At 60.7% G+C, this 12,620-nt stretch carries 9 protein-coding genes; 1 reads left to right on the top strand and 8 read right to left on the bottom strand.

Features of this window, described 5'->3' with window-relative positions; all coding sequences use genetic code 11:
• Positions 1-5 precede the first annotated feature (5 nt).
• The 8 genes from ACQK2L_RS29775 to ACQK2L_RS29810 all read right to left on the bottom strand — a co-directional run bounded on the left by ACQK2L_RS29775 (position 6) and on the right by ACQK2L_RS29810 (position 11,571).
• The gene (locus ACQK2L_RS29775) at positions 6-296 is read right to left on the bottom strand and encodes a hypothetical protein (protein WP_425400695.1); all 291 of its coding nucleotides are present in this window, start codon (positions 294-296) and stop codon (positions 6-8) included.
• Between the two features lie 40 nt (positions 297-336).
• Positions 337-861: a hypothetical protein gene (locus ACQK2L_RS29780; protein ID WP_425400696.1), complete on the bottom strand. Its 525-nt coding sequence runs from the start codon at positions 859-861 to the stop codon at positions 337-339.
• 546 nt (positions 862-1,407) lie between these two features.
• Positions 1,408-2,907, bottom strand: a complete 1,500-nt coding sequence (locus ACQK2L_RS29785; protein ID WP_425400697.1) for an amidase — start codon at positions 2,905-2,907, stop codon at positions 1,408-1,410.
• Positions 2,908-2,976: 69 nt separating this feature from the next.
• Complete coding sequence (locus tag ACQK2L_RS29790) at positions 2,977-3,837, bottom strand: heparin lyase I family protein (protein WP_425400698.1); 861 nt, start codon at positions 3,835-3,837, stop codon at positions 2,977-2,979.
• Positions 3,838-3,949: 112 nt separating this feature from the next.
• Complete coding sequence (locus ACQK2L_RS29795) at positions 3,950-7,033, bottom strand: PEP-CTERM sorting domain-containing protein (protein ID WP_425400699.1); 3,084 nt, start codon at positions 7,031-7,033, stop codon at positions 3,950-3,952.
• Positions 7,034-7,148: 115 nt separating this feature from the next.
• A complete protein-coding gene (gene clcA / locus ACQK2L_RS29800; RefSeq protein ID WP_425400700.1) occupies positions 7,149-8,489 on the bottom strand; it encodes a H(+)/Cl(-) exchange transporter ClcA in 1,341 nt (446 codons plus the stop codon).
• A gap of 31 nt (positions 8,490-8,520) precedes the next feature.
• Positions 8,521-9,402 (bottom strand): sigma-70 family RNA polymerase sigma factor, encoded by an 882-nt coding sequence (locus ACQK2L_RS29805; protein ID WP_425400701.1) that lies wholly within the window; start codon positions 9,400-9,402, stop codon positions 8,521-8,523.
• A 309-nt stretch (positions 9,403-9,711) separates the two neighbouring features.
• Complete coding sequence (locus ACQK2L_RS29810) at positions 9,712-11,571, bottom strand: 30S ribosomal protein S1 (RefSeq protein ID WP_425400702.1); 1,860 nt, start codon at positions 11,569-11,571, stop codon at positions 9,712-9,714.
• A gap of 320 nt (positions 11,572-11,891) precedes the next feature.
• On the opposite strand from ACQK2L_RS29810, the gene ACQK2L_RS29815 reads away from it, so the two are divergent.
• Positions 11,892-12,569: a 3-keto-disaccharide hydrolase gene (locus tag ACQK2L_RS29815; protein ID WP_425400703.1), complete on the top strand. Its 678-nt coding sequence runs from the start codon at positions 11,892-11,894 to the stop codon at positions 12,567-12,569.
• The last annotated feature ends 51 nt before the right edge of the window (positions 12,570-12,620 follow it).

A 12,620-nucleotide genomic window follows, 5' to 3' on the forward strand; every position in this document is an offset into this window, starting at 1 on the left:
CTCGCTTACCTGTAGTACTGCCACTGCCAGACGCCATCGGCGAAGTCGCGATGTGTTCGCGGCGCGGGTTGATAGTGCTCCGCGCCGAACCATCCCCAGCGGAATGGCTGCGGTGCATACGTCTGCGGATACGCCTGATAGGGTGTCGCGCAGGGCGCATTGTAGGTTGCTCGCTGCGCGTTGTGCGTTGCTCGCGGAGCGTTGTATGTTGCTCGCTGAGCAGGTCGCGGCGCACCGGCCCAACTTGTCGTGTGGGTCATACCCACCACACACACCAGCAACAGTAGGCGTTTCATTCGATTTGCTTCCTTGCAAAAGGGGGAATCCGCTGAGCGATCACTCAACCGGCATCGGCGCCGCTTGATAAGGTGTTACGGGCACGCCGCCATCATAGTAGCCACGCCCACCGCCGCCAAAGTTGCCTCCATCGCCATAGAAGGCTCCGCCACCGTAGTAGTAGGGAACTCCCAACACCACGTTGGGCGGACCATACAAGTTGCCAAAGTAGGGTTCGTAGCTTCCGCCCCAACGCATGCGGTAGTAGTCCAAGTGATAGGGATAAGGTCGTTGGAAAGACCCGCTCGATACTTGCGGTGGGTTGTATCTCTGGTGTCGATGATTCCAACGCGACTTCTGGTACTTGCCGTGGTGACCGCGATCGTGGTTGTAGTTGTGCTCGCCCGAGCGGTGGTCGCCGCCGTGATCGTACGACGATCCCTGGCGACTGCGCTGGTACGTGGGGTTCCCGCCACCAGACGGTTGGGCACAGGCCCAATCCCCACCCACAAACGCCAGCACCGCCAGCGACAGCACCGAGCGTGACAAAGTTACGAGTGACAAGGTTGTGAACAGTCGAGGCATAAATTGCCCTACCCTTCTTGGTCGGAAGTTTCCGTGCGCTACTCCATGCTAGACAGGGAAAATCTTAACCGTCAAGCAAAGTAGGGGTTTTGAGGGTTATGGGAAATACACCACCGCGAGCCGGCTCGCGGTCTGCAGGGGTTTTGCCCCAGGGGTTTTGTCCCCGAAATCGATCCATTGGCCCAAAACTCCAAGCGAGTTGGTCACCTTCCAGGGACAAAACCCCCTTGTTTTCTCGATCAAACCACTCGGGGGGTGCGACACAACTCCTCGCGTTGTTCCCCGCATGTTTCCCTTGGGGCAAAACCCGGATAGTGGCCGTTCGCTCCGCCGAACGAAGTTCCGAAACGCCGCTCGCCGGATCGTGGTCCTACTCAACCGCGCAGCATCGGCGCGCCCCCGAAAACTCTTCCAAACGCATCCGCCGTCTGGCGACGGCAGCTACGGGGATGACTTGCCGCCTACCTATACATAACACCACCTGCTATTAGACCACGCGGTGGGGCGAATTCAACCGCGATTTTTTGACAGCAGCAACTTGCAACGCTAAGAAACCGTCGACAAGAACTCAGGCGAGCGACGCGCGTGGGTGGCTTGCTCGAAAGCGTATGCGTACCCGATGAGCTTGGCGTCCTCGAAGGCTGTGCTGAAGAAGGACAACCCGACTGGTAGTCCGTGCACAAATCCGGCGGGTATGGTGATGTGGGGATAGCCGGCAACCGCGGGCGGGGTGGAGCAGCCGAAGGGTAGGATGTGGTCGCCGACCACGGGGTCGATTGCGAATGGCGGTGATCCTTCCGTGGGAGCAATGATGGCGTCCAAGCGATGTTCGGCCAACGCCCTGTCGATGCCGTCGGTTCGTGACAGACGACGCAACTCGCTCCTGACCTCCATGCATCGCGCGTCGTTCCAATCACCCTTGCGCTGTGCCATCTCAAAAAACTCCTGCTCGAAGTACGGCATGACTTCCGCGGCGTGTTTTCGGTTGAACTCAACAAGCTCGTCGAAGTTCCGGACGCGCGAATTAGGGTGGTCCGCCAGATAGGCATTGATGTTCGCTTTGATGCCGTACTGGAACAATTCCAATTCCAGCGGTCCGAAGAACGGCAAGGTCGTGGCGTGAATCGGATCGACAATCTCGGCACCCAGTTGCTTCAAAGTGTCGATGGCCTGTTCGATCACCGCGCGCGTTCCCTCATGATCGGAGAAGCACTCCCTGGCGACTCCCAGCCTGGACCCGCGGAGCGCGTCGGACTGCAGGGCGGCGCAATAGTCGACCGGCCGCTGAGTATCAGCGTCGGCGGTTGCTGCATCTTCCGAGTCGGTGCCAGCGATGACGTTCATCACCGTGGCAACGTCGGCCACACTTCGGGCCATGGGACCGACGGTGTCCTGCGGCTCGGCGACTCCCATGACACCGCACCGGCTCACCAGCCCGACCGTGGGTTTCAGGCCCACGATGCCGTTGGCCGATGCGGGTCGAACAATCGATCCGTCGACTTCCGCTCCGATGGCCACCACGCACAGGTTGGCGGCAACCGCCACACCCGATCCACTGCTCGACCCGAGCGGACTACGATCAAGCACATAAGGGTTGCGCGTTTGCCCCCCCCGGCTGCTCCAGCCGCTGCAAGCTCGACTGGATCGCATGTAGCCCCATTCGCTCATGTTGGTCTTCGCCAACAACACCGCCCCCGCCTCGCGGAGGCGGCGGACCACCTCCGCATCCCGCTCCGCGTAGTTGCCGCTGAGCGCCAACGACCCGCCGGTCGTCATCATCCGATCGCCGGAGTCGATGCTGTCCTTCACCACGATGGGCACACCATGTAATGGCCCTCGAGCCCCCTGGCTACTCCTCTCTTCGTCGAGTGACGAAGCAATCTGGAGCGCATCGGGATTCACCTCGATCACACTTCGCAAGGTCGGCCCAGCGGCATCGATCTGTTCAATGCGGCGCAACAGCCGCTTGCACAGCATCGACGAGGTCCACTCATTGGAGCTGAACGACTCCTGCCACTTGTTGATCGACTGCTCTGGCAAATCCATAATCAACTCGCTTCCATACAGGTAGTAGCACCGCAACGCGCGACTAGTTTGGCCATGTTAACCAGTCTACTAATCTTCGGGAGTAGCGTCTTCCTCAGGCTCCAAGTCTGGCGAGCGGTGCGCACGGCTGGTTTCGACTTCGGACAGCCTGTAATCGTCAAAAAAGATGGTCATCGGATCAGGCCAGCGATCACGATAGAGACCGATCTTGTTATAGAAACTATTCCGGCCTTGAGTTGATGCTGTCGGCCCACAATATCGCACTACCTCCTCGCCATCCATCTTAACGCTCACAAAGCCACTGTCGTCCGTTGCGTAGCGAATCAGATAGTCCATGTCGTGCCATACCTCGGGCACCAGGTCCGGAAGTGGAAAGTATCGCCTTCCGTCGAGCACTCGATCAATCGTTCTGATGCTCAAGTAGTGACGACCGCCGCGGAAACGTTGAGCGACAATTGGACCATTGTGATACGACTTCTGCTTGAATTGTGCGATCACTAGACGATTCTCGATCTGTGGAAAGTCGTTCGGAATTAGGATCGAAAACTGATAGCGGATCGTTCTGCCCAGGAATGGGTGCTTCCCTGAGTCAAGTTCCGCGCGCTCGTTGTTGTTGCCATCGCTCACGTCGCCTTCGCGAAGCGTAATGCTCACACACCCCGTTCCGTTTCGTGCATCTCGCTCATTCGTGGTCGCGACCGCCCCGGGTTCGTAACGTCCGCTGCCGGCGTCGGGTTCCGCCCAAAACTCTTGGATGGATGGCTCCTCAAAATCATCGGCGAACAGCATCTGCTGCGTTGCAATGGCCGGAATGCTGCACTCGCTACCGACACGCACTCGGGGATCATAGTGTGAAAGCAGCCGACGAATTCCCAGCACTAGAGTAGTGATGACGAGGATCGTCAGAATTGTCTTGCCGACTTTTTTCATTGGCTTCGCTGTAGTTGAGACTCGACTGTCAGCCTTGCCATTCGTCGTTCGGCCAGTTTTCTTGGCATAGACTAGAGAATCTGTCCAGACGCTAAGCACTCCAGAACATTTGCTACTCCCACAGTCGCCGAACTCGCCCCACACCTGCGGCCATCGCCGCCAACGCCAGCAGCACCAGCGCGCTGGGCTCGGGTACGCGGGAGTTGGCAACTGCGGCTGGCAGTACGGCTCCGAAGTTCTTTTTCCAGACGTCGTATTGCGCCGCGCCAATGTCTCCGCCGGCGGTGTCGTTGGGCAGAGTGCCCTCGGGAGCGCCCAGGTTGTTGCGCCACACGACGTAGTCGGCTGCGTTCACCACGCCGTCGTCGTTGTAGTCGCCCGCGATGCCCTCGACCACGAGCAACTCGCCGGAGACGTACAGCATCGAAGCGTCCCACAGCAAACCAAAGGGCAGCGGCTCGAAGGTCAAGGTATCGAAGGTGCCCACGACGCCGTTGAAATCGAGCAAATCGTAAGCGGCACCAGCGGCCGGCATGTGGCCACCGATCAGGCTGACGATCAACTCGCCGGCCAGGTCCAAGTTACTCGCCACAAGTTCATCGTGCTCAGTGCCTGGGGTAAGACCTCCGATCTCCATGAATAGTTCGCCAGAAAACGTCTGCGTGTAGTCTTCGTTGATCACAAAGCTGCCAGCCGAGAAGCCGGGCGCCAGCTCGCCGCGGTTGACTACCGGCACGTCCAGCTCGGCCTCCCCATCGACGTGGCTCCCTTTGAGGATCTCGAGCGCACCGCTGCCCGTCATGCTTGCCGACGCATGGAACGTTGCATTGCCGTCGATCACCAGGTTGGCGTTAATCAATTGCGAAGTGCTGGCGTCTTCGAAGGTGGCGACCGTCTCGAGCGTGGAATCGACGTTTCGCACGGTCAAGGAACCTTCGTGTACAAACTCGGGAGCCACGTACCGCCCGCCACTCATCGACATTGACCCAAGATGGTGCAGCCCATGGTGGTCCATGCGATACTCGTAGCCGTCGCTGATGGACAGCACTCCGGTGAAGGCAAACAGCGCTCCGTTGTCATCGGGCACATAGATGTCGCCGCCGGTGGCGCGGAGCGCACCATTGCCGCCCGCGCCGTCGAGATCGGGAAACGCATCGAGCGGCATCAGCGTAAGGGTGCCGCCCGAAGCGCCAACCACGCTGCCATCGTTCGTGAATGTTGCGCTGATCACGAGTCCATCACCGCGAACGCTCCCGTGATTGAGCACGCCCCGCCCTCGCACGGTGCCGTCCATCATCTCGATGGTACCATCGAGGCGCCACTCGGCGTCGGTGGTGACCAGCAGTGCGGCGTTGATGAGTGTCGCCGTACCGCCGTAGCCATTGAGCGTCGGGTCGCCCGATTCGAGTTGCGATGAGGCGATCTGCAATACGGCATTGGTCACCGTGGTATCGGAGGGCGAGCCCTCGCCGTCCCAATCGTAGAAGTCGGGATCGATCACCGTGGTCGCTTCCACAAACGCGTCGCCATTCTGAATGATATGCCCGCCGGGGTTGATGTTGGGACCGCGGTAGGTCGTGTCGCCGGAGAGATACAGGATCGGTGGTTCGCCGCTGAGCCAACTGAGCTCGGAAGTCGACTCGAAGACAATCGGTGCGGTGATGTCGAAGAGGTGGCTGCCCACGACTTCGCCTTGGACGGTAACCTCCGCGCCGGCGAGTGTGGCCACTCCGCCGCCGAGGCCCGAACGACGTAATTCGCCACCGGTGCCGACGATCCAAGGCACCATGAAGGTCGCCGTGTCGTCGTCGCCGATGGTAATCCAGTCGTCGAATGGATCGGTTAGCCCCCGCTCGACGATCAAGTCCCCATTGTTCACATCGATCTCGCCGCGTTCCATCAAACCGTCGAGATCGAGAAGCGGCGGGTCAAGCGCCGATGGTGAAGTGAGAATCAACGTGCCGCCGCTGGTGCGGATCGTCCCTTCGTTGATGAGTCCCGTGCCGACACGAATCGTTCCATTGCCTTGCATGTTCGAATCCAAAGGAAACGATCCATCGTCGTCGATCGTCACCGTGCCCGAGACGTTGACCAGGCCGCCGCCGGGGGAGAGATTGCCGTCTTTGACCCACAGATCGGGCGCCACCAGTTCACCGCTGGCGGGCACGCGGAAGGTGCCATTCTCGTCGACCATCATCAGCCCGTTGACGGTCAACCGGTGCGACCCCGTCGATAGATAAGTATCGAGCAGGGTGAGCGTACCCACCGTGTCGTTGGCGGTAAGTTCGACCGGACTGTTGAATGACCCCTCGGCCGCGACGTAGGCGTCGTCGCTAGAGTTCGGCGGTTGACTGTCGAGCCAACCACTCGCGGCGTTGAAGTTCTTGCCGTCGACGAACATCTTGCGAGGGAAGTCGAGATTCCAGTTGCCCACCGTGGCCGCCGCCAGCATGTCGACCGCGCTCGGGCGCCGACGCACGCTCAGCGCACCACACGGCGTGCACATCAGCGACAGGTTGGGCCGAATGTGAGCAATGTCGCCTACCGCGTGGCGCACCTCGGCCGTGTTTCCGTTCATCTGACTTGGAGGCAAATCATAGGTGCCGTCGCCCGTCTCGGTCACCGCGTCGGGTAGCGACGAGGCAAGTCCGAGCAGGTGGCCAATCTCGTGCAGCGCGGTCGACTGCACATCCCAACTGCCGTTCGCGGGGCCCGAGGGGGCGAAGCCGCGGTAGCCCACCTCCAACCCGTCCAGCGGCGTGCCGATAAAGTGCGACGACGAACCATCGACCGAATACGGATGGTGCGTCATGTTGAATTCGGAGTCGTCCGATGGCGTGTTGTCGAACCACCAGGGGCGGAGGTCGTTGTCTTCGTCGCGAGTGTCGAAACGGATACGCCCCAAAGTGACACGGTTGTCGGTGAAGTCAAGCGGCTTCGCATCCGCCAAAGTGGTTTCGTCGAGATCGTCGTACCAGAACTGAATGGTCAGCGTGTGGTTGGTGGTGATGATCGATTCCCAATGATTGGCCGCTGCATTGAGCTGGGCGAACAGGCCGATGCCAATTGGATCGAACGCGGGATTCTCCGAGTTGTTCCCCGGCATGTACTGCAGTTGGATATCGAGCCCCATCGCGCATCGCGGAAGCAGTAGCAACAACCCAGCCACAACAGTGGAACACAAGCGGCAACGCATCACGGGCCTCCCGAGAACTTGGAGGATGAAGAGCCTGAGCACTACCGACAGTGTAAAGCGTGGCGCCCAGTCCGGCAATCAGTTCGAGCCGTCAGAACAGGGTGTTTCTGCAATTCTAAGAGTTGGCGTTTTGCAGCGTACGCGCCAGCAGCGATTCGTAGATCGGCCGGCTGCCGAGCAATTGGGCGGTAATGCTGGCGGTGATGCAGGTAATGAGTAGTGGGCCCAGCAATCCGAAGCTGGAAGTCAGCTCGGCAACGAGCACGATGCCGGTCAGCGGGGCACGCACGGTCGCCGCAAACAACCCGCCCATGGCCGCCAGGGCGAATGCGGCCGGGTACGACACCAACTCAGGCAGCAGCATGTGAGCCACCGTGCCGAAACACATTCCCACCAGCGCACCGATGGCCAGCATCGGCGCAAAGATCCCACCCGGCACGCCCGCGCCGTAGCTCAGGAACGTCATCGCGCAGCGGGCCACCAGCAGCAACAGCAGGAACCCGATGTGCGACTTTTCGGCGAACACCGATTGCACCAACGTCTCCCCACCTCCAACCACGCCAGGCGCGAGCAGCATCAACGCTCCGGCGACGCCGCCCAGGCAGGCGGTGAACAGGAACATGGTGCGGGCGCTACATCGATCGAGCACGTCGAGGCAGGACAACAGGGTAACGTTGAAGCCGGCGCCGCAAACGCCTAGCAACATCCCCAGGCCGATGAAGATTGGCAGGAACTCGGCCACCTCGGACGGATATTGAACCACCTCGGCCAGCGAACTCCGAAGTCGGATCGGCAGTAGCGGGCCCAAGCCGAACACTTGGTCGTCCACCACCTTGGCGGTCAAGGAGGAAACGCCTACCGCGTGAATCGAAACGAACGTGTAGCGGAACCGCCCGCGCATTTCTTCCATGACGAACAGAATGCTCGCCAGCGGTGCGCCGAAGGCCACGCTCAGCCCGGCCGCGGCGCCGGAAGCGAGCAGAATGTGGATGGTCGCCGGGCTCGCCTTGGCCTTCTCGCCGATCATCTTGCCGATGCTGCCCCCGAGGTGGACCGTCGGTCCCTCGCGACCCAGCACCAACCCCGCCCCGATCGCCAGCACGCCACCTACGAACTTCACCGGCAGCACCCGCAGCCAGTCGACCGTGCGCTGGCCTGACACGGCCCCTTCGATCTCCTGGATTCCGCTGCCGGCGGTCTCGGGTGCAAACCGCCGCACCAGCACAAAAGCCGCCCCCGCCATCGCGGCCCCACATAGCGCGGCGGCCAGTACGGCCATGCCCTGCTGTTCGGCGAACTTCTCCGCAATGGCCTCATGCAGCGCAAACGCCTGCTGCAGGCAGTAGTGGAACGCAGCGCCGAGCGCCCCGGCCGTCAAACCAACCAGGAAGGCGAGCAGGATGATACGAAGCGCCCTAACCTCGCTCCGCTGCTGGCTCTCGGCGGTTTGTGACATTGCTCATTCGCGCGATCGGATCGCAGGGTGGTTACTCTTCTTCGCTCGTCGCTCCGAACAGCAGCTTGCGATCGCGGGGATCTTCCAGGCCGGCGGCCATTTTCTTGAGGGCCTCGGTTTCGATCTGACGCACCCGTTCGCGGGTGAGGCTCAGTTGTTCGCCGATTTCCTTCAGCGTCTTCGGCTCGTGGCCTTCCAGCCCGAAACGCATCTTCAGCACGGTCGCCTCGCGGGTGTCCATGGTCTTGAGCATCTGCATCACATGATACAGGCTGTCAGACTCGACCAGCGTGTCGTCCGGCGTGCGTTGCCGTTCGTCCATCACCAAGTCGCCCAGGCTCCAACCGGCTTCCGCCTGATCGGTCTGCGGCGTGGCGTTGTAGATCTTGATCGCCTTCTTGATGATCGGCAGCTTCTTCTTCGGCAGCCCCAGCACGCGGGCAATCTCTTCAGGCGTGGGCGTGCGGTCCAACTCCTCGGTCAACCGCGCGGTCGCCCGGCGCCACTTGCTCAAGAGCTCGACCATGTACGCGGGAATGCGAATGGTCTTGCCCGTGTTGATCAGCGCCCGCTTGATGGACTGCTTGATCCAGTAGCTGGCGTAGGTGCTGAAGCGGGTGCCCATCGCGGGGTCGAAACCCTCCACGGCTCGCAGCAGACCGAGGTTGCCTTCCTCGATCAGGTCCTGCAGGCTCAGGCCCTTGCCGGAATAGCCGCGGGCGATGTTCACCACCAGGCGCAGGTTGGCGCGGACCATGCGGTCGCGTGCCGATACGTCGCCCTCGCCGATGCGCACGGCAAGTTCCTTCTCTTCCTTGGCGCTCAGGAGGGCGGTTTCGTTGATTTCGCGCAGGTAGGTTTCCAGCGGAGTTTGCACCGAGGAGCTGGCTTTGCGCTTCTTCGTGGAGGGCATGGTACACACGGATCGATAGGGGGAGTGCACATAGCGCGGCGCAGGTTCGGGAGGGCGACGGCCGATGGTACACGTAACAGGGAGGGCGGATACCAAAACTATCGACCCTATGGGTCTCGATTCTGCAAAGCCTTACCCATGTCGTAGGCTGCGCCGGTTGTGCGTGCGGCGCGGGAGCTACCGACAAAGACACCCAATTGGCTACATGGCAAGGCGCAAAAAAACCGCGGCGGTGCGAACCATCGTTCGCACCGCCGCGGTTGGGGGTGTCACATTCGTTGCCACCGGCACCTGGCCGGCTTGTGCAACTTACGCCTGTTCTTCCTCTTCGGCCGAAGCCTCAGCTTCTGCAGGGGCCTCCGCTTCTGCGGGCGCTTCGGGCTCGTCGCTGGCGGCCTTGAACAGCGGGCCGGAATCGCCTCCGATACCGCCCTTCAGTTCCTTGCCATCCGACGAGCGATTCTCGGCGGCTTCGGCTTCGATCTCGTCTTGCTCGGCCCACTCGACGCGCTTACGCGACAAGCCGATCTTGCGATCGTCGATGTCGACGCGAAGCACCTTCACTTCGATCTCGTCGCCCACGTTCACCAGGTCCGAGGGATTCTCGACCTTGTGATCGGCCAACTCCGAGATGTGCAGCAAGCCTTCCAACCCGTCTTCCAACCCGACGAACACGCCGAAGTTGGTGATCTTGGTCACCTTGCCGGTCACCAATTGGCCAGGCTGGTAGCGATCGGGGATGTCGGTGGCCCAGGGATCTTCGTCCAGCTGCTTGAGTCCCAACGCGATGCGGCGACGCTCCTGGTCGACCGACAGCACCTTGCACTCGATTTCCTGGCCCTTTTCGACCACTTCGCTGGGATGACCGATCTTGCGGGTCCACGACATGTCGCTTACGTGCAGCAAGCCGTCGATGCCCTCTTCGATCTCGATAAAGGCACCGTAGTTCGTGAGGTTGCGAACCTTGCCTTTGACCATCGCACCGGTGGGGTACCGCTCGATGACCTTGTCCCAGGGATTCTCTTGGGTCTGCTTCATGCCCAGCGAGATTTCCTGCTTCTCTTCGTTGATGCCCAGCACCACGACTTCCACTTCGTCGTCGATCTGCACCAACTCGCTGGGGTGGTTGATCCGCTTGGTCCACGACATCTCGCTGATGTGCACCAGACCTTCGATGCCGTCTTCCAGCTTCACGAACGCACCGTAGCTCATCACGTTCACCACGGTACCCTTCACCTTCGAGTTCACCGGGTACTTGGTGGCCACGTTGTCCCACGGGCTGGCTTCCTTTTGCTTCAAGCCCAGGGCAATCTTTTCCTTCTCGTAGTCGATGTTGAGGATCATCACCTCGACTTCGTCGTCGATCTTCACCATCTCCGACGGATGGTTGATGCGGCCCCAGCTCATGTCGGTGATGTGCAGCAGGCCATCGATGCCGCCCAGGTCGACGAACGCACCGAAGTCGGCCAGGTTCTTCACCACGCCCTTGCGGATCTGTCCAACCTCGAGTTCCTTGAGCAGCTCGGTCTTCTTCTTCGCCCGCTCCGCTTCGATCAGGCTGCGGCGGCTGACCACGATGTTGCGGCGCGTCTCGTCGATCTTCAGCACCATGCAGTCGATGGTCTGGCCGATGTACTCGCCAATGTCGTGTGGCCGACGAATGTCGACCTGGCTGGCCGGCAGGAACACGTTGACGCCGATGTCCACCAGCAGGCCGCCCTTGATTTTTCGCTCCACGAGGCCCGACACCACGTCGCCCTCGTTCACCTTCGACATTACGTCGATCCACTTCTCGATCTTCTCAGCCTTCCGCTTGCTGAGCACGATCATGCCACGGTCGTCGTGGCGGCCGGCGACGTCTTCCACGTCTTCTACCAGCACGCGGACCGTCTGCCCGATCTCGGGCGGCTCGTCGGCAACGTCACCCGATTCTTCGTCTTCCTCCCACTCGCTGCGGGGCACCATGCCCTCGCTCTTGTACCCAACATCGACGATGACAAACTCGTCGTCCACGCGGACGATCTTGCCTTCGACGATCTGTTCCGGCGAGATATCAACGTCTTCGTTGAGAATCTCCGGCGGAAGCTCTTCCATCAGCCCAATGCCGATGTCGTCGTTCCACTCTTCTTCCGAAACATCAAATTCACGAATTAAGTTACGATTGACCATGAAAAACCCATTCGGCGGCAGCTTGGGGGGAGGCCTGACGAGAGTTCGCGGGGCCGGGGGAGGAATAGCGGCCGTCGACCTACAGAAACAGGGTGCCATCGATACGCCGGGAACGTGCCTACCACGGTCCGAGGAAACAGCGTTTCGATAAGCCTGCAATCCTACCAAAACCGAAAAGTGGTGACAACTTGGGCTCAGGGGGTTTTGGGCCGGTTTACGGCGGTTTTCTGCCGTTGGGTGACACGCCCTGTGGCCCCAGCTACAATTGCTCTTTCTGCCCAAGTACCCCCATTTCCCTGCTGACAGAGGAGTTGATCACGATGCAAGACGTTGTTTGGAAATCCTGGGCCTGCGGACTAGCTGTGCTGGTCGCCGCAGTGGTGCTGAGTGGGCAAGTGCTGGCTGCCGAAGAAGCGGCCGACGACGACGAGGGCTGGATCAGCCTGTTCAACGGCAAAGACCTCGAGGGCTGGAAGATCAACGAGAATGCCGACACCTTCAAAGTGGAGGACGGCGTGCTGGTGGTCAAAGGCGACCGTGGCCACGCCTTCTACAACGGCAAGGTCAAGGACCACGATTTCAAGAACTTCGAATGGAAGTGCGAGATCATGACCAAGCCCAAGGCCAACTCGGGCATGTACTTCCACACCAAGTTCCAGGACGGTGGCTGGCCCGACAAAGGCTACGAAGTGCAAGTGAACGCCACGCACGGCGATCGCAAGAAGTCCGGCGGCCTGTACGGGGTGAAAGACGTGATGGACGAGGCTCCTCACAAGGACAACGAGTGGTTCACCCAGCACGTGATCGTCAAAGACAAGCACGTCACCGTGAAGGTCAACGGCAAGGTCACCTGCGAATACACCGAGCCCGACGACGTGGAGCGCCCCGACTCGATGAAGGGCCGCGTGCTCTCCTCGGGAACCTTCGCCATCCAGGGCCACGACCCCGGCAGCGAAGTGCACTACCGCAAGATCCTGGTCAAACCACTAGACGACTAGTGCGGATCGAATGACGAATGCTCACCAACGCCCGGAGATTCGAAGCGAGCC

This window comes from Aeoliella sp. (genome assembly GCF_965227375.1).
Classification (GTDB): Bacteria; Planctomycetota; Planctomycetia; order Pirellulales; family Lacipirellulaceae; genus Aeoliella.

Bases quoted from the DNA above. Each gene is read 5' to 3' on its own strand.
- ACQK2L_RS29795 (WP_425400699.1), bottom strand. From the start codon at position 7,033: ATGCGTTGCCGCTTGTGTTCCACTGTTGTGGCTGGGTTGTTGCTACTG.
- ACQK2L_RS29775 (WP_425400695.1), bottom strand. From the start codon at position 296: ATGAAACGCCTACTGTTGCTGGTGTGTGTGGTGGGTATGACCCACACG.
- ACQK2L_RS29815 (WP_425400703.1), top strand. From the start codon at position 11,892: ATGCAAGACGTTGTTTGGAAATCCTGGGCCTGCGGACTAGCTGTGCTG.
- ACQK2L_RS29805 (WP_425400701.1), bottom strand. From the start codon at position 9,402: ATGCCCTCCACGAAGAAGCGCAAAGCCAGCTCCTCGGTGCAAACTCCG.
- ACQK2L_RS29785 (WP_425400697.1), bottom strand. From the start codon at position 2,907: ATGGATTTGCCAGAGCAGTCGATCAACAAGTGGCAGGAGTCGTTCAGC.
- ACQK2L_RS29810 (WP_425400702.1), bottom strand. From the start codon at position 11,571: ATGGTCAATCGTAACTTAATTCGTGAATTTGATGTTTCGGAAGAAGAG.
- ACQK2L_RS29780 (WP_425400696.1), bottom strand. From the start codon at position 861: ATGCCTCGACTGTTCACAACCTTGTCACTCGTAACTTTGTCACGCTCG.
- ACQK2L_RS29790 (WP_425400698.1), bottom strand. From the start codon at position 3,837: ATGAAAAAAGTCGGCAAGACAATTCTGACGATCCTCGTCATCACTACT.
- clcA (WP_425400700.1), bottom strand. From the start codon at position 8,489: ATGTCACAAACCGCCGAGAGCCAGCAGCGGAGCGAGGTTAGGGCGCTT.